Raw genomic sequence first — 20,292 nt, 5'->3', positions numbered from 1 at the left:
GTTTGTTGGAGTACCAGTCCAACATATAGTCAAAGATAGAATTCGGAAAACGCGATCTTTAATATTTATCAACCTAATACGTTGGTTTTTAATCGGTTATTCCATCATAGTATTTAAGAAAAATGACTGGGATTCCTTCAACTTAAAATTAATCTTTAAATTTTATTGGAGGATATGAGAATGAAAATGTATGAAATTAAAAGTAGAATTAATGAATTGTTCAAAGGAGATAAAATTCCTACACAAAATGAATTTAATATTTTATTAAAGGAAATTGATCCAAAGGTGCAATTGGCGATGATTGATATTGAAACAGGAGCAATTTTTAAAAGTGAAATGCATGCTATTGAAAACATCTACATCAAAGAAGCTGTTAAATATTTTAAAACAAAAAAACATGCTCAAGAAAAGAAAAAGAAAACCCGAAAAGGAAGTGGAATAAAATCACAACAACCAAAGTTCATCGCTTGTAGAAACATCGAAATAGAGAAAATTATAGATAAAATAAAAATTGAAGACGCACGGATTCTCATGTATTTGTTAAGTTGTCTCACAATGGAAAGCAAAGGAAAAGTAGTGGATGAAAGAGGAGTGCCTTTATCATTTGGAAAGATAATGGAAGGGTTGGACATTAGCTCAACTACATTAAAAGGTGCTATAAAAAGACTAAAAGAATTAGGAATCATCGAATCTAAGAAAAATGAGAATAACAAAAGAGAAACTCATTATATCATTAACAGACGTTTTCATAGTATGAACAAATCCGTTAATGAATCATTTACAAAACTAATAAAAAAACGTTTAAAGGAAGTTGTAAAAGATAAAAGAACAGGAAATGCTATTGGCGCTCTCTATAAACTACTAACTAAAGTTCATTATCAAACAGGATACATTTGTTGGAATCCTGACCATGATATTCGCAAACCTGGTGTAGAAAATCTTATGGATTGTTTAGATGATGAATACACGATCAAAGCAATAGATCATATGACACAAAAAGAAATGGCTTTAGTAGTTGGTGTTACACCGAAAACAATGAACATATATGTTGGATTATATGAAGAATTATGTATTATGAAAAGAGATGTAATGGGGGATAGTGTTTTGCATATTGTTGATCCTACCTTCATACTGAGAGTGGATTGGGAAAAAGATGATGGAAGTAGTCTGTATACAAAAGTGCTATCCTTCCAGTTCGAGCAACATAAAAAGACAAAAAATGGATTCCGAAAAAAATCAAATAGAGGAAGAAAGAAAAAGGAGAACTAAATGTTCTCTTTTTTTAAACATAGCAATAAAAAAATAATTAAAATAGTATTCAACCCTTGATAATACTACATTTAGAATTTACGCAAAAAGACCAAATTGAATTAACATAAAAAGACCCAATTAAAAGAATTAAATGTTTTAACATCAAGGATGCAAAAAAATATTATTTATTAGTAAAACACTTTAACCCCTTGATAATACTACATTTCGAATTAACATAAAAAGACCCAATTGAATTAACAAATAAAGACCCAATTAAAAGCGGGTAAAAGTTATACGCCCGTAGGGATAAATATGGTTTTCTTATTGCGCACTCTCTTAAATTCTTATACATAAAAAAAAACTAAATCAATCATAACGGGGTTGGTTATTATTTTATGCAACCAAAAGAAGGTTGCGTTTTTACTATAAATCGCACGTTATTATCTCTTTTTTGCTATTACAGAATCCGCTCGCTATTTTGATTATCTTGAAAAGACATGGAAATAACAATTGGATTAAAGACGTTGAACTTTTGGTTTTTTCATAAATACCTAAATATAACAATTAAATAAGTTATAATACAATTAAAAGTGTTTGGAGGAAGAATATATTTTGAGTACTTTTGGAGAAAAGTTGCGTTACTTAAGAGAAAAAAATAATCTATCCCAATATGAATTAGCTCATAAACTTGAATTTGCAAATACCTTGATACCAACATATGAATTGGGGAAGAAAGAACCTAGCTTAAATCATTTAGAATTAATCGCAGATTATTTTAATGTTTCAGTAGACTACTTGCTTGGTAGAGATGAAAAATTGTTCAATAATTTCCTAGTTAAACCACTTAATGAATTACTTGAGAAATATTCTTTTTACCTGGAAGATGAAAAAGTAACCAAAGAAGAGGTTATAGAAGCCATTACATACATAAAACTTAAACGAAACCTTATGAAGGACATTAAATCAAAATAAAGGAGAAGTAATATGTCATTCCAAACGCCCATCACAATCAAAGAAGCAATAAGTAAAATTGATAAAAAAGAGTATTTATTACCTTCCATTCAAAGAGAATTTGTTTGGAAGAATGATCAAATTGAGAGATTATTTGATTCAATAATGAAAGGATATCCAGTGGGAGCATTTTTATTTTGGGCAGTGTCTGGTGAAAACGTTAACAATTATCAATTTTATGAGTTTATTAGAGAGTATCATGAAAAAGATAATCGTCATAATCCAAAAGCAAATTTAACTGGAGTAAATTCTCTAACAGCAATTTTAGATGGACAACAGAGATTAACGTCACTGTATGTTGGTTTAAAAGGAACTTTTGCAGTAAGAGCACCTTATAAGAGAATTTATGAAAAAAAGAAGCTATATTTAAATCTTTTAAAACCGTCAGAAAGATTGGATTACAGGTATGATTTTCGTTTCCTTTCAGAAAAAGAATTAGGTGATTTCAATCAAAATGAATATTTATGGTTTCCTGTGGGAGAAATCCTTAATTTTAACGATTTTTCGGATATCTTTAGATACATAACGTCAAATTCCATAACCGATAACTTTGCATCAGAATGCTTAACGCTGCTGTTCCAAAAGGTTAATGTAGACGGAGTTATTAATTATTTCTTAGAGACAAGTAAAGAACTTGATAAGGTTTTAAATATCTTTATTCGTGTGAATAGCGGTGGAACTCCTTTGAGCTACTCAGATTTATTGCTATCAATCGCCACTGCACAATGGAAAAACGAAGACGCGAGGGAAACAATTACACATTTTGTTGATGAATTAAATGATTTTGGAGATGGTTTTGATTTTGATAAAGACCTAGTTTTAAAAGCTTGTTTAGTCCTATCCGATTTTTCTGATATTACTTTTAAAGTTGATAACTTTAATTCAACTAATATGAAAATTATCGAAAATAATTGGGATCAGATTTCCACTTCATTAAAATTAGCAGTGGAACTAGTGTCTAGTTTTGGATATAACTTTAAGACTTTGACTGCAAATTATGTCATTATTCCGATTGCTTATTATGTACATCAAAAAGGAAATCCCAAGAATATTGTTCAACATCCAAACTTTCAAAAGGTTAGAACTGAAATTAAGAAATTTACGATTGTTAGTCTTTTAAAAAGAATATTTGGTGGTCAACCAGACAATGTGTTGCGTCCTATGAGAGAAATCATTAAAAATATGCAAGGGGATTTCTCATTTGATGAGCTTAAAAATAATTTAAGAATAACCAATAAGAGCTTAAAAATTGATGTGGATGATATTAATGATCTAATGTATACCAAATACGGAAACAAATATGCATTTTCTTTATTATCATTGCTCTATCCAACTCTTGATTATAGAAATAATTTTCACCAGGATCATATCTTTCCAAAGTCGATTTTAAAATCTAAAAGCAAGTTGAGGAAATTAGGACTAAATGAACAAAGCATAACTTTCTGTAATGAAAACGTCGATTATATCGGTAATATTCAGCTCCTAGAAGGTACGCCAAACATTATAAAATCCGATACTCCGTTTGAAAATTGGATAAATGATACTTTTTCAGATCAACAAGAAAAATTGGACTACATGAAGAAACATCATATACCAATTGTTCAATTAAATGTAGGTAACTTTGAAGAGTTTCTAAAAGAAAGAGAAAAAATAATGATCGCTGAATTAAAGAAAATATTACTTTAATAAAAATGAACTTATATAGGAGTAGAATTATGGAAGAGGAAAGAAGAAGTATACAAGGCTATGAAGAACTGTATGACATTACGAGATCTGGCAAGATAATAATCAAAAAAAACAATCGTGCACGCCATAGAGAAGGTAATGAATATGGCTACGCTAATGTTCATCTCAATAAAAATGGTGGCAGAACACTATATAAGACGTTTGATATATGGAAAAAAGCATTTCCAGATGCAAATGTTAGTGAATACAAGGGGAAGAAGTAGATTATTAGCGGTACAAAAAAGAGTTCTTTAGGAACTCTTTTTTTGTACACTACTATTTAAGTGATCAAACACTTTCACCATCGCATACGTATCTAATTTACAGTATGCTAACAAATGTTCTCTGATGGTTTCTATTTTTTCTTTTGGGTAAGTATGGAGCTGTTCATAAATCTCCATTGCCATACTTCCATTTTGAATAGTTAGCGTTTGATAATTTAATGATTCATCATTTGGAAGCAATGCTGGCAAGACATATTTGATTGAATAACTGCCTTTCATTTCATTCTTGTAATACCATTTTTTTTGAAATGGCACCATTAAATCAACCATGTTATCATGAATATCCATTAGGTGATCCTCTAAATCAGGGAAATTATGTGCTAACCCTTTTAAGACCATTTTTTCAAAAGCCATATTAAAAGCAACAGAACACGAACCTTTTGGAATATCTTTTGTTAACCTTTCTGCTAATACTCTTCTGGGATCTGTTCCTTCTTTTGCTAAGAATTCTTTATGTTCCAAATCCCCATTAGAAGATTCTTGAATATGAAGTGAATATTGAAATGGAATCTGTTGATATGGTGAAATACCGTTAAATAAAGGAATCGTCTGTTGATACGTTTCGAAGTCTAAAAAGTATAACGGATATCTAAAGCAATCTAAATATTCTTTTATGTTATTTAAGTCAATTAAAGAACGGTTCTCTTTATAGGCAAATACCTGTACTTTTTGCGCTTCACTTAGCTTGAAATCATTTGGAACATCTGATATCGAAGTAATTCCGTCATAATAAAGATCAAATGCCTTTTTTCCGATCCTTGTGATATCAAAAACGGAGTGTTCTGGTATATGAGACCAACAATGTTCTTTAGCTGCACAAGGAAAGTCTTCTTTCCCATATTTGTTGCAGTGAATTCCGATGTCCTGCTTTGGTTCGGTACTGAAGTTATATCCAATAGAATGAATGTTACTAACATCAGCTTGAATCCTGAAAATGCGTTCTTTTAATTCGTCGGTCAGATCAGTAATACTAAACAGCTTGGTAACCTCAAGTTCACCATTCCGAACATATTTGTTATTGATATGAATAATAAGAGTGGAATGAATTGGCAAGAAATGTTGTACCACATGGTATTGGAAAGCCAAGTCATCCAGGTTTCGTTCTTTTATGGATGTAGAAGATTTAACCTCATAAATTTTCCATCCATCTTTATCTAAATGCAAAATGTCGCAAATAACAAACAATCCATCTATACCAAAAGCGGCTTCATAGATTGTTCTTTCACCCTTCATGATTAAATCTTTGGTCGTTGAAGCCATTTTATCTCGGTTTGAAGAGTAAGGAACTAAGCTTCCATTTGGGAATAGATTTCGAGCATGTTCTGTTACTTGGTTTCCTTTATCTAATCTCATTTGGTTTGCATTTTTATCAAAAACTTTCGGCGTTTTGAATTTATACCATATTGCCTTTGGACATTGTTTATAAAGTAGATAATCAGACTTTGAAATGAACATTTTCTTCACTCTCCTTATTTTTTATTAATTTCCAATCATTGGTTTTAAAGTCTGTATTTCTTCACTACATAAAAGTAATCCTCTTTCCAATCACTCCAAATAAGAAAAAAATTATATACATTTCTGTTAACGTTCCATATTGTATGGTATTCAAAAATAAATATGAGAAAAGAATATTAATTTCATACTCCTCTAACACTTTGATAAATCGTCGAGTAAGTTCACCAATATCAGCTATCTTTCAGCACTTTTTTTATTTTCTATGTCATAAAAATTTCAAAGGAGAATAGAATCATCGTAGATACAGAGAAATAAGGAGAAACAGGAGAACTTACAAGAGATGGAGTTTAATTGCGGAAAAAATCAACGAGGTGATCAATTTGGAACAATTAGAAAGAGTAGTTGCAAAAGAGCTTGAAGAAATAAGTAGAGAAGTAGAAAAGATGGATGTTGAACTTGATAACCATTCTGAAGGGAGAACATTCAAGGCATTCAACTACCCGACGAAGCCAAGCTTACGAACACGCCAAGTTATAGAAGCCCTGCATGAAATATCAAGATCTATTGGAATTAGCGGACCCATTCAGGAGTACAGAGTGGGTAATTCCAACTATTGGATTGACATCTGCTATATTCTAGACTGGAGCCCGAATGCAAAAAAAAAAAAAATCAAATATGGTTTTGAAATTCAAGATCCTTATCATTTTGATGAAAAGAATTTTCCAGATCAAAAACTAAAAGATAAAAGAAAAAAGAAATTTTTAGAAAAAGAAGGTTGGAAAGTAAAAATAATTCCCTATGATGAATGTGATCAAAAGGGACCAGAGAAAATTGCATGGGAAATCATTGCATTCATGATGGACCATGATTTGGGATTGGTAAAATAAGGGCTGGGGTTTCACTCCAGTTCTTTTTTCATAATTTTTTTCCGAAAGGAGTGAAGGTAAATGGAACAGATAGAAAAAATGGCTCTCAATTCTTTGCTTCATTATGAACTGGAATTACTCAGCTTCGATCCCGATTTTTATGATTATTATTCTGGGATGAACGAGTATATTTTAGAACCAAATATGCAAAAGGCGAGTCTTATTGGGGCTATTCAAGCACTTGAAATTCTTATATATGATTACGAAAGGCTAAGCGGAGAATTTGATGAATTAGAGTGGGTAAATATCACACTTGAATTTAATAAAAGAAAATTAAGGTATTTAGTCAATGAATTTACTTTAGTGGATTCAGAATATGAAAAACTTGTTCCAATTCTTAATAGGAAAATAGCAAACTTGATAATCAATCAGGAAAAATTAAATCGAAAATAAATCGAAAAAAAGACGGACGAGGGTCGTCTTTTTTTTGACCATTAATAGATGTTAGGAAATGTTTTACCAATTATTACAAAGGTTACTTTACAAGTTATTTAAAAGGGTATAATATATAACCATAAATGGAACTTAAGGAGATGGTTTAGGTGAGTGAAGTTTCAAAATTTATTGATCATGTAATTGGGGAGTCTGTTATGAAAAATAAGAAACATGAGGTGAAATTTACCGTTTCACTGAATGAAATCGATAATCGAAAACTGGAGTTAATTGCTAAATCAATAGGGATGAAAAAAGTTCCTTTTGTAAGAGAACTTATTCGGGCAGGTATTTCTGAAGCCATTCAAAAACTTGAACTAAATAATAGTGAAGAGTTCAAAGAGTTTTTGTTTAGTGATAAACCAGTGGATGAATTCCCAGTATCGTTCTTGGAAGAAGCAGAAGAGCAGGAGTAATGCCATATGAGTATAAAACTTGATTATGCCTATGCAGGGTCTGAACTTAAGCATATATCTGAAGAGTTAACGAGAAATGTAGTCTATAAATGCCCTTTTTGTGAAGAGGAAGTTATTTTTCGAAAGGGAGAAGAAAGAGAGCATCATTTTAGTCATAAGCCAGGATCAAATTGTGCAGCAGATAATGAGACTATTTTGCACTTTAACGCCAAAAATTATCTTGCCGATGAGTGCTTCGGTCCAAACGGATATTACGTACATCTTACCTTCCCATTAGACCAGTATCTTCCAGAACTGTATGAACAGCTTGCTTTGGTTGGACTTTCAAAAGATTATGATGCGAATTTACATGATATCCTGGTTTCCTTACGTGCATTAAAGGGTGCAAAAGTGGAAGAAAGAGTTGGACCGTACATTGCTGATGTTTTTTGTCCAACAGAAGTTGGAAATGGTTTAGCGATTGAAGTATGTGTTACACATGAGATGGAAGAGGAAAAACGCTCCTTTTATGCGGCAAAAGGAATTAGCTATCTTGAACTGATACCGAGAAAAGGAGAAAATAAGAGATATGAATTTGAAGTGAAGTCCAGTTCAATCGATTTGTTTTTCCAATCTTATAGGGGAAAAGTCGTTCAATATCAAGAAGAACATCTCTATTCTAAATATTATTCACAGCTAATCGCTGCTGCTCGTGAACCCTTGATGGAAAAAGAAGAATTACTCTATAAGCAGAAGGCAGTTCAAAAAGTGATTGATGACATTAACAACATTGGGATAGAAGACTATATCAGAGACCAAATTTTTAAGAACAGTACAACCATCAGAGCACAAGCATTTAATTCAATCATACGTAATAGTGAGCCACTAAATAATGTCCAATACGTATCAAGTAGAAGTGGAACAAAATATCTCATGGGAAATGATAAAACCTATTTTATCTCAAGTCAGCAAAATCTACTTTACGAAATATTGAAGAAAATGGTTTGGGCTGGAATAGAAGTGGATGCGTTGGTTGGGGGATGGGAAGACGGTAATAAAAATAGCATTATAGGATTTGATTTTAAACTACCAGATATAAGTAGTGTAGCAGATCTTCATCAAAATATAATAAAACAGTTTTTACTCGATTTGTGTTTGAAATTTGATCATAAAATTAAGAATTTTAGTTAGATACAAATACGATTAATAAAGAGGTGAATTGAATTGAGTGCAATTGAATATGAAAAACTTATGAAACAACGTCCACATGTAGTTTTATTAGGGGCAGGAGCGAGTGTTGCCGCTATACCTAATGGTGATAAAAATAGTAAGAAAACATCAGTAATGGCTGGTTTTATTGAAAAATTAGGAATGTCAGATGCAGTCCAAAAAGTTAATTTAAATACTCAAAGTGATAATCTGGAGGATATTTACTCGGAATTGAACAGCCGTCCTGAATGTCATGCAATCACTAAGGAACTCGAAAAAAGAATATACAATTATTTTTATGATTTTGAAATACCTACTAATCCTACTGTATATGATTTTCTATTACTTAGTCTTACTAAAAAAGACTTGATAGCAACTTTTAATTGGGACCCATTATTGCTTCAAGCTTACAATAGGGTGTCTAAGCTTACTGACAATTTACCTAAGCTTTCATTTTTGCACGGTAATGTTTATGTTGGCATATGTGAGGAAGACAAGCGGGCTGGAAATATAAGAAATAATTGCCCTGTTTGTGGTAATCCCTTTACCCCTACCAAACTTCTGTATCCAGTAAAAGATAAGAACTACACAGAGGATATTTTTATTAGAGACAATTGGAATTTAACGCAGTTTTATCTAAAAAAGGCATATATGTTTACTATTTTTGGATATAGTGCTCCTAAAACAGATGTATCAGCTATAAAACTTTTAAAGGACGCATGGGGTTCTAATGCAGAAAGGGAACTTGAAGAGGTTGAGGTAATTGATATAAGACCTGAAGAAGAACTAAGAGAAACTTGGGATGAGTTTATTTTTTCCCATCATTATTCTGTTCACTCAAGTTTTTTTGATTCCTCTTTAGGAAAGTTTCCCCGCCGATCTTGTGAAGCAACGTTTGATAGGTTAATGAATGTACGATGGCTAGACGGTTCAAAGGGTTTTAATCTAGAAATGACTTTTGAAGATATAGAACGGTATATAAAAGATTTGCTGACAGATGAGGAAAAAAATAATACAATTCTAAACAATCCTTATTTAGCGAATATCCATTATTAAGATCAGAGTGTGAAGAAAAGTATTGAAAAATAGTGCATTTGTTCAAAAATCACTTGAAATAAATAAATTAAAAATGGCTCAGTTCACCAAACAGAGCCATTTTTTTACTTAAATACTGTAAAAATGGCTTTTTTGAATAGTAAAAGAAAGAGACGATATTCGTCTTTTTTTGCACATTTATCGTTACTATCTGATTAAATGTAGAAGCTATGAAAATCTCTTTCCTTTCATTCCCATGCCCTCCCTAATTTATGGCTGGTAAAATGGAGGAAGGAGGTTTTTTCATGTTTATAAAACCAATGTTGCTACAAAAAACAAATGATCCGTTTGATAACGATAAATATATAACAGAATTAAAACTTGATGGGATTCGAATAATCCTTTCAAAGTGGGAAGGAAAAGTGAAACTATATACAAGGCATAACAATGATGTTACCTCTAAATTTAAAGAACTGTTGGATTTAAATGTCCCTAATGGAACAGTGCTTGATGGAGAAGTTGTTGTAACAGATCCACACACGGGAAAACCAGACTTTGAAGTGACAATGGAACGGTTTATGTCACTTAAAACGAACCATACTATAATGTTTTGTATATTTGATGTCTTATACTGGGAAGGTCATAAAACGACTCAAATGCCCCTTATAGAGCGAAAGAAACTATTAGGAGAGGTATTGCCCTCACATCCACATGTCACCCCAGTAAAATGGATTGTTGGAAACGGAAAAGCTTATTTTAATTTAGTGAAGGAACAGGCACTAGAAGGGGTGGTTTTTAAGCGAATCGACTCAATCTATCAGCATAAACGTTCCCATGATTGGCTAAAGTGTATTAACTATCAATTTGGTAGCTATTTTATTACTGGAGTTAGAAAAGACCAGTTCGGGGTTATGCTTGGGAAAGAGGAAAACAACAAGATCATCAATTTAGGTGTCATGGAGTTTGTCCCGCCAGAGGCTCGTAAGAAAATTTATCGAGAGTCAAACGAATTGATTACGAATGAAACGGATGAATGGATTTTTCTTAAAGCAAAGCTTCAATGTGAGGTAAAGTATAGGAATCTTACTAAGAAAGGGTTATTACGGATTCCATCATTTGTGGACTGGGTTTCATGAACTGTCAGTTACAAATAGTTATTGTAATGGGGACCTATTGGTTCCTTTTTCTTTTGAGAAATTTTTTATCATGAACAGTTTTTATCTCTCTATTTTATTTTAGCTCTCTAATCATTCTAAATGTTACAGCAGTAGAAGAGCACTTTTTTTACAGCTTCTTCAGATTATCAAGGCTTTTTGCAGGCATCTTGGCACTTCGTATAGAACTATATTACTAGAATATAGTTTAGGAGTGTATGTGATGATAAATAATTGGATGGTGCCAAGAAATAAAAGAAAACTGTATCCAGTCATTGATATTTTATCTCTTTTCTCCTTGCAGAATCTAGGAGATGTTTGGAGAGCAGATATAGGAAGACAGCTGGACTTTGAATCGGAGCTAGAAAGGATGGGCATAAAGCGTCCAGGCGAGAGAAGGGACCGACGGGCGGGAGGGGCAAGGACTTATGAATCCTGGCTGTATGCATTAGGACTTATTTTTCATGATACAGCTACTGATTCGGTACAGATTACGCTTGCTGGAGAAGAACTATTAAATGGTGAACCCCCTGTTCCGATTATCACAAATCAGTTAATGAAGCTTCAGTATCCTTCTTCCTATTCCTTGAGAAGCGGCGTTAACATCAACAGAAGGTTTAATGTAAGACCTTTTCGGTTTATGCTTACTTTGCTGATTGATGGCAGAATTGGACATCTGACAAAACAGGAAATCGGATATTTTGTTATGACTGAAGGTGAAAATGAATCCGATCAATGCATTGAGCATGTAATCCAGCGTATCCTGGATTACAGACGAAACGGGGATGCCGTGATTCCAGAAAATTTTGGAGAGCTTTATCCGAGTAGCAGAAACACTGGGCATACGCGCACAAAGGAAGAGGCAATGGAATCCCTTGCAGATACAGCTAATACATTCATTAATTTTATAGAATACACTCAGTTAGTGGTCCGCGATACGAAAACTGGTCCTATTTACATTCCAGCTCATAAACGGGTAGAGGTGAGAGCGATGTTAAGAGATGGGACAAGAATCCGTCCCATCGATACGAATCATACATACTGGGAAGAAAACTTTCAAAGGAATTACGGGCTTGCTCCTGGAGGAAGAAGAGATAACCGAAACTTTACTCAGCAACGAACGGTAACAGACCAGCTGTATCGTGAAAGACGGGTGCGAAGTGAGTATCTTCATATTGCTGGAACAAGACCGATTACAACGATTACAGCAGGATTAATCGATGAAATCGCTCATATAACAGGATTTAGCAACCAGCAGGTAGAAGCGGTGTTGCAAGGATTCAGACCAGATACATTGAGCATCTTTGAAACCAGTTATTTGAACATGGCAATCAGCGGAACCGAATTAGCGAGAGAGTTCGAACTGGCAACTAATCATATCTTTGAGCTTCTTGGCTTCCATTCCCGTCATATCGGGACTAGTCCGCTGCACCCAGATGTCTTTGCGGCATCTACTACGTATAATTTTTCAGGAATTATTGATGCAAAAGCATACCGCACATATTCCCTGACCAATGATCACAGGAACCGTATGATTAATAACTATATTCCAGACTGGAGCAACCGTTTTGGCAACCTGTCATTTTTTATGTATGTGGCAGACGGATTCGGAGCAAATATTGATAATCAGATTCAGCAAGTATCGAATGCATCAGGCAAAAACGGCTGCGTTATCTCAGCCAGAGATTTGCTGTACTTGTTGCAAAAACACTTAGCCAGCCCAGTTGACCATTCACGACTGAATAATATCTTCCAATATAACAGAAGACTTACAGTTGTAGATATTGAATCATTATAGTAATAAAGGAGACAGAACTGTCAATGTATGGTTCTGTTTTCCTTTTGCTCGAATAATGTCAAACGGTGCAATATGTTGTATAATGATTTTTATAGAATTGTTAGACTTAAATTGGGGATGTTAAAATGATTTTTCGAAAAGGAGAGCTGTTCTGCGGACCAGGAGGCTTATCCCTTGGCGCAAAGCAGGCAGTTGTTATAGATGAAGAAGGAAATCTTGTTTTAGATGAAAACGGCGAAGAATATAAAGTCGTACATGCATGGGCAAATGATTATCATGAGGAAACAGTCGAAACTTTTCGTCTTAATATCCTCGAAGAAGATGACGACCCTGAATCTGTTAAATTCGGAGATGTGAAGGATCTCGATATTGAATCCCTTTCTCCCATTGAATTATTTTCGTTCGGCTTCCCGTGCAACGATTTCAGTCTGGTTGGCGAAACCAAAGGATTGGAAGGAGAATACGGCGGTCTTTATACGTACGGAATAAAGGTGCTGAACCACCATAACCCTCTTGCCTTTATAGCAGAGAATGTTGGCGGGCTGGAATCAGCCAATGAAGGAAAAGCATTCGTCCAGATCCTCAAAGCTATGGAGGAAGCAGGCGAGCATGGGTATAATATCACTCCTCATAAATACAAATTTGAGGAATACGGCGTGCCGCAAGCGAGGCACCGCATTATAATCTGCGGAATTCGAAAAGATCTTGGGCTAAAATTTCAGGTGCCAAGAGCTCCGTATAAAAACAGGGAACAATGGACAACAGCAATGCAGGCACTGGAGAATCCTCCAATACCAGCTGATGCCATGAATCATGAATTTACCAAGCATCAGAGACAAGTGGTGGAAATGCTAGACCATATCAGACCTGGAGATAATTGCTGGGTAGACTATCTGCCTGAACAATACCGTCTGAACGTCAAGGGAGCAAAAATGAGTAACATATACAAACGTCTAGATCCAGACGCTCCAAGTTATACTGTTACTGGAAGTGGCGGGGGCGGAACCCATATGTACCATTATGCTGAGCCAAGAGCCTTAACGAATAGGGAACGAGCAAGACTGCAAACTTTTCCAGACTGGTATGAATTCTTTGGCGGAAAAGAAAGCGTCAGAAGGCAAATTGGTATGGCAGTTCCACCTAAAGGAGCAAAAGTCATCGTGGAAGCCGTTCTGAAAACCTTGGCAGGAATCCCGTACGAAACAGAAGAAGCTAAATGGGATGAAAACCATATCCAGGAGATGTTGGCAACAGGCGTAAACAAAAAGAAAAAGAAAAAGCGTACGGGCAAAGCTAAGAAGAAAGTAGAAACACCTGAAGGACAAGCATCAATGGAGCTGGAGGAAATAAAGCCGTAAAGGAGCAAAATCATGTTCTGTAAAGAATGCAACGGCATTTTAGATGTGATCCGTATTGAGGAGTATCCTGAAGGCTTTAAAGATATAATCGGCTACAAAAGGCTCTGCGATGTCCAGTGTCTTTCATGCGGAAATATTTATTATTCACAGCCATATGACTGGGGAAAAAGTGTCAACGAAGTTCGTAACCTAAATATTGCAAAAAAAAGGAGATCAAATAATTGATCTCCTTTTTTTTATTTTAGTCATAAATTTTGATGTAATGACCTTCCTCTGTAAGTTTTTCTGTATAAGCCACTTTGAAGTCCTTCAGTGCCTTCACCACATATTCGCCTACTTCTTCAGCTCCTGATCCAGTAACAATAATTTCCGTATTTTTATAAAGTTCCTGAATCACAATTGCAAGGTCTTGTACTGTTCCGATTGTATCCACTTTTTTCATGAACCTGCTCCCTTTCTTGCCTATTGTAAGGATATTTTACCATTAAATGACTAGTGGGCGATTTTTTTTTCTTGAATAAAAGATATAATGTCTTCGATGACCTTATCAAAGTTCTCTTTCACTTCATGCTCCCAGACTCTTTTCACATTCCATCCATTCTCAAGATAAAAATCAGTAATTTCTCTGTCCCTGTTCACATTCCGTTCCAGCTTCTTTTCCCAATAATCCAAATTGCTTTTAGGCATGTTTCCATGCTTGGGGCAAGCGTGCCAAAAGCAGGAATCAATGAAGATAGCGATTTTATATTTTTTTATGGCTATGTCAGGTTTCCCTTTTAGGTTCTTTACGTTTCTTCTAAATCGAACTCCCCTTCTCCACAGCTCTTTAGCAATTTCATATTCCAGCTTGGACACGGACCTGATTGCCTTCATATTCTTGCTTCTAGTTTCCTTTGATATACGGTCAGCCATATTTAACACCTCTTTTATTACCTATTTCCTTTTTAAAGCAGGATAAACAAGTCCACCTTTTGAGTTTGAATCACGAATGTTTGAAAGGAATATCTTAAAGAAAAATGAACTATCCGAAGATATGGTGAGGTATTCTTTAAAAGGTAGTGGAGGCTTTAGTTCACAAAGCAATTGAAATTCGCTTATTAGAAATGGCTCAGTTTAGAACTGAGCCATTATATATTTCTTAAACTTTTTGTACTGTTTGTTTAGTATTATTCTTTGTTTACTATTAAAGGGTACTTTAGTGAAAATTAAAACCCCAAGAACCCAAATATGCATCAAACAATGTATCATTGAGCTTCTTAGTTATTAGAAGGCAGTTTCTGTTAATGGTATTTGTTAATTGTATTGGCGATGTGTGGCAAATCTCTTGGCGGTCATAAAAAAGATCACGGTTGGTTAAAATCTTGTTTCTGTATACACAAATAGGTTACAAGGTGAAATCAAATCGATTTCACCCTTTAGTTTATAGGAATTTGAATACCATTAACTTTATCAATAATAATACAACTTAATCTTCAAAATGCTTAAAGACCTCTTCAATAAAGTTCTCATCCTTCTCATCATAGCCAAACTTCTTATAGTTGTAGAAACGGTTTGAATCAGTGTGTTCAAGTCGAAAAGACGCTTCTTCGCTGTCCAGTGGAATATCCCCAATCCGATTTTTCCCTTTTCCCCGTTTACCGTATCCAGGATCATGAAGATTCATTAGATTAGAGTTAGCAGGATGAAAACGTGCTTCCCAACCTCTCTCAATGCCTTTTAGAAAAGCAGCACGGTTTAAAGGATGTACAATACGATCTGCTATTTCTCTTGTACTCATTGTCACGAGGTCATTCCTCCTTAAAGATTATACTTTTAAGGTATGCTTTTGCGCAGAGAAATATACCAATTTATTATGATATGCTAGCAGACAAGCCATTATGCTTAAAAATTAATTTTTGTTTAAAAAATTTTATTAATTTTTTTCTCATTTTATTTTTTAACTTATAGTAATTAAGCTACTTATAGAAAAATAAAAGGAAAACAGTTAGACAGAAATCCTGCTCGATACACCAAATATCTGGTAATATAAGGATAACAGAGGGAAGGGGGATATAATGGAAGCTTTTGAGCCATTAATTGTAGATGAAAAAATAAACAAGGATCTTATTAAAGGGTTACATATAATTTCTCATAGCAACTTTAAGCTCACTAAAAAGAATGAGTATACATATTACTGTAAGAACATAGGCAGTGTATCAGGGAAATTTACTCTAGGTTATTTATATGTATTGTTAAATGAGTTTACTAGGCAAATATATATTGGTATAACATCTGATTTCGATAAAAGAATGAAGAGCCATGCTAAAGACCAGGTTTTAGGTCCTAATAGCGATGTAATAGTGAATGCTTTATTTATATTAGAGTTAGAAGAAATCTTAACTGATAAGAGAGTGTTGTCAATTAAAGGGCAACTCTGGACCATTGAACAAAAACTAAAAAAATATATGCAAGAATTGGGTTATGATGCTAGAACTCGATATGACGAACTAGATGTGGTCACAGAAAACGGTTTTATTGAAGACAACTTAGTGAGGAATTTGGAAGGAAAATTAATTAAAGAAAAAGTGAATGAAGAACTCCAAATTATAAAAGGAGCACTTGAACAGTTTATTTGGGTGGTAAATAGAGGGGGTTATCATTATTTCTCATTTTCTGAATTCGAACCTTATCACATTTTTACAAATGAAGAACTACAAATGCATGAAAGTGATGTTCGAACTTGTAAAGAGTTATTAATAAAACATCATTTGAAGTACAGTAACTCAGAATGGGAGTTTGTACAAAAAATACTTGAGCATAGCGGATTAAGGATTTCGTTATGGGAACAAGGGATTGGTGATCCAAGAGAGATGATCTTATTAAAAGATGCCAGGGCGAAGGGGTTTAAAAAGCAATATGAAAATCGCAAAAAGGTTTAACTGTTACTCTTTTGCAGTGAAAATAAAATGATTCTGTTAATGGTTAAAAGACGTGAGAATTTACGTAATAGTCTGTTTGCTTTATCAAGATAATTTATAACCTTTAACAATTCATTTGAGGAAGAATAATCGTATACAATCGACGAATAGATTATGGGGAATTTATTTATAGGAGAATAAAAATGAATTATAAACAATTATTACCAGAATTTATGTTTCCTGTACTTGATGAAATAATTAACAGAGGAGAACCAATTTCACCTAATTTAACACCCATATATAGAGCAACCAAGAAAAAGTACACTCTAGGTGTCAATGATTTCAAGTGCCAGATAGAAGAAGACAGAGGTAAAACCTTTGATGCTGGTGAATTTGCCTGTTCCGTGAATTTTGATGAAGATGGAAAAAATAATTTAGCATCTAAGTTAGAGTCAATAAAAGGGCTTCGTAAAAACAACCCTTTTGTAGCGAGAGGATTTTTAAGAAGTAATAGCGGTCTGATTGAGATTGATGGGGATAATCACGTTAATTGGTGGATATTTAAAAATGAGAAATCTAGTATACCAAATGATTTCCAACATTATTTAGATGTAAAAAGTTTTATTGAAGAAAAGGAAGTAAACAATGAATATAAATGATATTTTTCCAAAAAGAAAAAACATAATTGAAACATATGCTTATCACGATAAGCCTTTATATTTCTTATATAAGAGTAGCAAATCCATGTTTATTGTATTTTTTTATAAAGAAAACAGTACTTTTGAAAAATGGATTTGTGTGCCCATATCTACGGATAAAATAAATGAACTAAAAGCTTCCAAGTACCCATTAAATGAATTTATAAAGCGTGCTAACTTAATTGTTATATTAACAACTGATTATAAAAAGAATAATATAATTAATAGAGAAGAAGTTTCTTACTCTTATTTAGAAGAGGACTATTTACCAAATAGAGATTCATATTTAAAGGGTAATGCTTTATTTAATGTTAAGTTTAACACTGACATTGTTAAAGTTGAAAATCTCGTTCTTGAACATCTAACTAATAACGAGTTTAAACACTTCAAACAATATAAAGAGTTAAAATTGAAAAATTCAAATTTTATAGCTGATAGTGTTCTGATTGATGAGAAGGATAGAAAAATCTTCATTGAAGTTAAATACTTCAAATTTAGTAAAAATGTTCAATACCGCAAAATAACAGATCATATTATTAGCTTGCATAATCGTTATCAGTTAGGTAATAACTCTTCAGATAAGTTAATTTATATAATAATAATTAAAAATGAAGAGGAAGATAGTATTACGACGGTTCAAAGAAAATTAGGTTTAAATAAAAACTATATACGAGCAAATGCTATTAATAGTGAAGTTAGGATTTATAGTGTATATGATCTAATAGAAGGAGAATTACACTTTTTATCTTTATAATAAATAAACCATTAAGCAAAGTTCGTAGGGGATTAAATAAAAGAAATACTTTCAGAATAATTAATTAGACTATGTTGATAATGAATGGTAAAAATTGCAGGGATGTTCCTTTAAAAAAGAGTATCCCTGCAATTTTTTAGAATTTAACCAGAAAGAATTCTTCTTTTTTAATGTTGTTTTCCTTTGCATACCCAATTGCATTTTTTCTATCGTTTTCTTTTGTTTCTCTACTTCGATATTTTTTTGCGAGTTGGTGATAACTGTGTAGAGTTGCTAGATTTGGATAAAATTCTTTTTGATACACATATCCTCCTTGATTCTCAACGAATGACTTTAGCCAACTGATCGCATAAGAATTTTCAGCAGATACATCATGTCTTGATGGTCTTTTTTTGTATTTATGCAGATTTTCATAATAACAGTGTTCCATTACTCTCATATGTTCCAAAGGAATATCTCCTAATATAAAAAGGATGCCTGGCAAGTGGAACAAATTTTTAAAGTGTTGTTCTACATTAATTGGGGATGTTAATTTTTCAAAACTTTTTTCTAATAAATAGGGTGTTTGAAGATGTTCAAAAGCTTTTTTAAATGCATTTAACACATTGTCACTTCTTACTATTGCCTCGATTTTTTTTCTTTCTTCTTTGAACAGAGATTCATCACAAGTTTTCCATTGATTTGTCTTTTTATCGTAAATAAAGAAAAATTCTTTGCTATGTTCCTCTTTTACAATTTCTTTTAAGTAACGTTCATCATCACGGAGAACCACAAAGCCAACTTCATAGCGTATCTTTACAAGATGCAGCCTTCGGTATTCAATCTTATAATCAGCAAAGTTCCCATGCATTGAGTACACTTCGGTCTTAGTTTTCAATTCGATTGGTTTTAATATAGGTTCTTTCAAAATAGGAATAAGAACCTTTCCTTGTTTTAAATCTGAATCTGGAAAGTGGAGTTCAAAATCAGAAAGGTGAAGGGAACGCCGCCACAGTAGTTCCATTTTTTTGTCGAGTTCATATTCCATTGGAATCAGTTTGAGTAAAGTTGACGGTCTTTTGTCCTCAATTTCAAGTAAATCCATAAAACAATCCAAACCAATTACTTTAATAAAGTCTTTCATATACAATCACCTCCCAAAAAACTATAATTTTACAGATTCTACCACATGAAGTCAAAAAGAGCGTTAAAATTTATATATAGTTTTTGTTTCCTTTTCAGGAAACCTGCCTTTCAATAGGCAAACGGTCTGTAATTTGAAGAAACAGCTATTTTAACATTCATAATATGCAATCAATCAATTGGAAAAACAAATTCAAGTCCTTATAATGTGGAACAAAGGCAGTAAAGAAGGGTTCCGTCGAGCGATTGATTATATTCGCCTTTTCATCTCGAACGAAACAAAAAAATTCCATAAAAAACTGATAGACTCATATTCAGTTTTATGGGATTTCATACCTGGTATAGATAAATATTGATTTAATAAACTGTATTTAGCATATAAAAATAAGTCATTACAATAGGCTGGGTTCAATTGAAAAATAAAGTTTTATCCACATTCTAACTGGTTTTAGAATACGAGAAAACGGAAAATCAAAGAACTTACCTCATTGCAAATGAGTGGTTTAATGCAATCCCAAATATAGCGCGTAACAGCGCATTTGCACAATGATCCTAAGTCTTTTTCTTGGACCTCAAGAAAAGATATGGAGGCTGAAAGCAGGGGAACCTGTGAGTAGCTGTCGCTTTCACTTTGGAAACGAAGTGAAAGGTCGTGTCCATTTGGGCTAACTCAGATTAAGGGCTGGGGCGATGGTCGTAGGGGGTGGGGGTAGTGTCCCACATAATCCGCAGAATCCATTTTGATTTTTAAAATGGCATTCATGATGACTCGGCAATTAGCTGAGAAG

21 protein-coding genes are annotated in these 20,292 nt (G+C 33.4%); 16 read left to right on the top strand and 5 right to left on the bottom strand.

The window, feature by feature from the left end; all coding sequences use genetic code 11:
• The first annotated feature begins 180 nt into the window (after window positions 1-180).
• The 4 genes from EJA10_RS07565 to EJA10_RS07550 all read left to right on the top strand — a co-directional run bounded on the left by EJA10_RS07565 (window position 181) and on the right by EJA10_RS07550 (window position 4,211).
• The gene (locus EJA10_RS07565; RefSeq protein ID WP_125479413.1) at window positions 181-1,269 is read left to right on the top strand and encodes a helix-turn-helix domain-containing protein; all 1,089 of its coding nucleotides are present in this window, start codon (window positions 181-183) and stop codon (window positions 1,267-1,269) included.
• A gap of 594 nt (window positions 1,270-1,863) precedes the next feature.
• Window positions 1,864-2,223 (top strand): helix-turn-helix domain-containing protein, encoded by a 360-nt coding sequence (locus tag EJA10_RS07560; protein ID WP_170169090.1) that lies wholly within the window; start codon window positions 1,864-1,866, stop codon window positions 2,221-2,223.
• Between the two features lie 12 nt (window positions 2,224-2,235).
• Window positions 2,236-3,948 carry a DUF262 domain-containing protein gene (locus tag EJA10_RS07555; protein ID WP_125479411.1) on the top strand — a complete coding sequence of 571 codons (1,713 nt, stop codon included), beginning with the start codon at window positions 2,236-2,238 and terminating at the stop codon, window positions 3,946-3,948.
• Window positions 3,949-3,977: 29 nt separating this feature from the next.
• Entirely contained in the window at window positions 3,978-4,211 is a 234-nt protein-coding gene (locus EJA10_RS07550; protein WP_125479410.1) for a 3-ketosteroid-delta-1-dehydrogenase, read from the top strand.
• A 27-nt stretch (window positions 4,212-4,238) separates the two neighbouring features.
• On the opposite strand, the gene EJA10_RS07545 is transcribed toward EJA10_RS07550, so the two are convergent.
• Window positions 4,239-5,726 (bottom strand): DUF2779 domain-containing protein, encoded by a 1,488-nt coding sequence (locus EJA10_RS07545; RefSeq protein ID WP_125479409.1) that lies wholly within the window; start codon window positions 5,724-5,726, stop codon window positions 4,239-4,241.
• Window positions 5,727-6,106: 380 nt separating this feature from the next.
• Here EJA10_RS07545 and EJA10_RS07540 point away from each other — a divergent pair, with 380 nt between their 5' ends.
• The 9 genes from EJA10_RS07540 (at window position 6,107) to EJA10_RS07500 (ending at window position 14,258) form a co-directional block, all read left to right on the top strand.
• Window positions 6,107-6,613: an RAP domain-containing protein gene (locus tag EJA10_RS07540; RefSeq protein WP_125479408.1), complete on the top strand. Its 507-nt coding sequence runs from the start codon at window positions 6,107-6,109 to the stop codon at window positions 6,611-6,613.
• A gap of 60 nt (window positions 6,614-6,673) precedes the next feature.
• Window positions 6,674-7,045, top strand: coding sequence for a hypothetical protein (locus EJA10_RS07535; RefSeq protein ID WP_125479407.1), 372 nt, complete (start codon window positions 6,674-6,676; stop codon window positions 7,043-7,045).
• A gap of 149 nt (window positions 7,046-7,194) precedes the next feature.
• Window positions 7,195-7,500: a hypothetical protein gene (locus EJA10_RS07530; protein WP_125479406.1), complete on the top strand. Its 306-nt coding sequence runs from the start codon at window positions 7,195-7,197 to the stop codon at window positions 7,498-7,500.
• Between the two features lie 6 nt (window positions 7,501-7,506).
• Entirely contained in the window at window positions 7,507-8,670 is a 1,164-nt protein-coding gene (locus EJA10_RS07525; protein ID WP_125479405.1) for a competence protein CoiA family protein, read from the top strand.
• Between the two features lie 33 nt (window positions 8,671-8,703).
• Window positions 8,704-9,744 (top strand): SIR2 family protein, encoded by a 1,041-nt coding sequence (locus EJA10_RS07520; protein WP_246017718.1) that lies wholly within the window; start codon window positions 8,704-8,706, stop codon window positions 9,742-9,744.
• A gap of 284 nt (window positions 9,745-10,028) precedes the next feature.
• The gene (locus tag EJA10_RS07515) at window positions 10,029-10,859 is read left to right on the top strand and encodes an ATP-dependent DNA ligase (protein ID WP_125479404.1); all 831 of its coding nucleotides are present in this window, start codon (window positions 10,029-10,031) and stop codon (window positions 10,857-10,859) included.
• 241 nt (window positions 10,860-11,100) lie between these two features.
• Window positions 11,101-12,675 carry an AlwI family type II restriction endonuclease gene (locus tag EJA10_RS07510; RefSeq protein WP_125479403.1) on the top strand — a complete coding sequence of 525 codons (1,575 nt, stop codon included), beginning with the start codon at window positions 11,101-11,103 and terminating at the stop codon, window positions 12,673-12,675.
• 125 nt (window positions 12,676-12,800) lie between these two features.
• Window positions 12,801-14,033: a DNA cytosine methyltransferase gene (locus EJA10_RS07505; protein ID WP_125479402.1), complete on the top strand. Its 1,233-nt coding sequence runs from the start codon at window positions 12,801-12,803 to the stop codon at window positions 14,031-14,033.
• A gap of 12 nt (window positions 14,034-14,045) precedes the next feature.
• The gene (locus EJA10_RS07500) at window positions 14,046-14,258 is read left to right on the top strand and encodes a hypothetical protein (RefSeq protein WP_125479401.1); all 213 of its coding nucleotides are present in this window, start codon (window positions 14,046-14,048) and stop codon (window positions 14,256-14,258) included.
• 16 nt (window positions 14,259-14,274) lie between these two features.
• Here EJA10_RS07500 and EJA10_RS07495 read toward each other — a convergent pair whose 3' ends face one another.
• The 3 genes from EJA10_RS07495 to EJA10_RS07485 all read right to left on the bottom strand — a co-directional run bounded on the left by EJA10_RS07495 (window position 14,275) and on the right by EJA10_RS07485 (window position 15,816).
• Window positions 14,275-14,475 carry a hypothetical protein gene (locus EJA10_RS07495; protein WP_125479400.1) on the bottom strand — a complete coding sequence of 67 codons (201 nt, stop codon included), beginning with the start codon at window positions 14,473-14,475 and terminating at the stop codon, window positions 14,275-14,277.
• Between the two features lie 50 nt (window positions 14,476-14,525).
• Window positions 14,526-14,945 carry a very short patch repair endonuclease gene (locus tag EJA10_RS07490; RefSeq protein WP_125479399.1) on the bottom strand — a complete coding sequence of 140 codons (420 nt, stop codon included), beginning with the start codon at window positions 14,943-14,945 and terminating at the stop codon, window positions 14,526-14,528.
• 553 nt (window positions 14,946-15,498) lie between these two features.
• On the bottom strand, window positions 15,499-15,816 hold the full coding sequence (locus EJA10_RS07485) for a hypothetical protein (RefSeq protein ID WP_125479398.1): 318 nt from the start codon (window positions 15,814-15,816) through the stop codon (window positions 15,499-15,501).
• 271 nt (window positions 15,817-16,087) lie between these two features.
• Here EJA10_RS07485 and EJA10_RS07480 point away from each other — a divergent pair, with 271 nt between their 5' ends.
• The 3 genes from EJA10_RS07480 to EJA10_RS07470 all read left to right on the top strand — a co-directional run bounded on the left by EJA10_RS07480 (window position 16,088) and on the right by EJA10_RS07470 (window position 18,382).
• Window positions 16,088-16,951: a GIY-YIG nuclease family protein gene (locus tag EJA10_RS07480; protein ID WP_125479397.1), complete on the top strand. Its 864-nt coding sequence runs from the start codon at window positions 16,088-16,090 to the stop codon at window positions 16,949-16,951.
• Window positions 16,952-17,133: 182 nt separating this feature from the next.
• Window positions 17,134-17,589, top strand: coding sequence for a hypothetical protein (locus EJA10_RS07475; protein ID WP_125479396.1), 456 nt, complete (start codon window positions 17,134-17,136; stop codon window positions 17,587-17,589).
• Window positions 17,576-18,382 carry a DUF6575 domain-containing protein gene (locus tag EJA10_RS07470; protein WP_125479395.1) on the top strand — a complete coding sequence of 269 codons (807 nt, stop codon included), beginning with the start codon at window positions 17,576-17,578 and terminating at the stop codon, window positions 18,380-18,382. The genes EJA10_RS07475 and EJA10_RS07470 overlap by 14 nt, the downstream gene beginning before the upstream one ends.
• Window positions 18,383-18,518: 136 nt before the next feature.
• On the opposite strand, the gene EJA10_RS07465 is transcribed toward EJA10_RS07470, so the two are convergent.
• On the bottom strand, window positions 18,519-19,505 hold the full coding sequence (locus EJA10_RS07465) for a hypothetical protein (RefSeq protein ID WP_125479394.1): 987 nt from the start codon (window positions 19,503-19,505) through the stop codon (window positions 18,519-18,521).
• Window positions 19,506-20,292 lie beyond the last annotated feature (787 nt).

It is taken from the genome of Mesobacillus subterraneus, from assembly GCF_003937825.1.
GTDB lineage: Bacteria > Bacillota > Bacilli > Bacillales > Cytobacillaceae > Mesobacillus > Mesobacillus subterraneus.
The sequence above is the reverse complement of the archived record's forward strand: the minus strand, read 5'-3'. Positions and strand labels throughout refer to the sequence as shown.

What these genes read in the sequence shown, in the direction of transcription:
- EJA10_RS07475 (WP_125479396.1), top strand. Translation starts at nt 17,134, where the DNA reads ATGAATTATAAACAATTATTACCAGAATTTATGTTTCCTGTACTTGAT.
- EJA10_RS07470 (WP_125479395.1), top strand. Translation starts at nt 17,576, where the DNA reads ATGAATATAAATGATATTTTTCCAAAAAGAAAAAACATAATTGAAACA.
- EJA10_RS07515 (WP_125479404.1), top strand. Translation starts at nt 10,029, where the DNA reads ATGTTTATAAAACCAATGTTGCTACAAAAAACAAATGATCCGTTTGAT.
- EJA10_RS07495 (WP_125479400.1), bottom strand. Translation starts at nt 14,475, where the DNA reads ATGAAAAAAGTGGATACAATCGGAACAGTACAAGACCTTGCAATTGTG.
- EJA10_RS07550 (WP_125479410.1), top strand. Translation starts at nt 3,978, where the DNA reads ATGGAAGAGGAAAGAAGAAGTATACAAGGCTATGAAGAACTGTATGAC.
- EJA10_RS07565 (WP_125479413.1), top strand. Translation starts at nt 181, where the DNA reads ATGAAAATGTATGAAATTAAAAGTAGAATTAATGAATTGTTCAAAGGA.
- EJA10_RS07525 (WP_125479405.1), top strand. Translation starts at nt 7,507, where the DNA reads ATGAGTATAAAACTTGATTATGCCTATGCAGGGTCTGAACTTAAGCAT.
- EJA10_RS07500 (WP_125479401.1), top strand. Translation starts at nt 14,046, where the DNA reads ATGTTCTGTAAAGAATGCAACGGCATTTTAGATGTGATCCGTATTGAG.
- EJA10_RS07490 (WP_125479399.1), bottom strand. Translation starts at nt 14,945, where the DNA reads ATGGCTGACCGTATATCAAAGGAAACTAGAAGCAAGAATATGAAGGCA.
- EJA10_RS07555 (WP_125479411.1), top strand. Translation starts at nt 2,236, where the DNA reads ATGTCATTCCAAACGCCCATCACAATCAAAGAAGCAATAAGTAAAATT.
- EJA10_RS07505 (WP_125479402.1), top strand. Translation starts at nt 12,801, where the DNA reads ATGATTTTTCGAAAAGGAGAGCTGTTCTGCGGACCAGGAGGCTTATCC.
- EJA10_RS07510 (WP_125479403.1), top strand. Translation starts at nt 11,101, where the DNA reads ATGATAAATAATTGGATGGTGCCAAGAAATAAAAGAAAACTGTATCCA.
- EJA10_RS07545 (WP_125479409.1), bottom strand. Translation starts at nt 5,726, where the DNA reads ATGTTCATTTCAAAGTCTGATTATCTACTTTATAAACAATGTCCAAAG.
- EJA10_RS07465 (WP_125479394.1), bottom strand. Translation starts at nt 19,505, where the DNA reads ATGAAAGACTTTATTAAAGTAATTGGTTTGGATTGTTTTATGGATTTA.
- EJA10_RS07535 (WP_125479407.1), top strand. Translation starts at nt 6,674, where the DNA reads ATGGAACAGATAGAAAAAATGGCTCTCAATTCTTTGCTTCATTATGAA.
- EJA10_RS07480 (WP_125479397.1), top strand. Translation starts at nt 16,088, where the DNA reads ATGGAAGCTTTTGAGCCATTAATTGTAGATGAAAAAATAAACAAGGAT.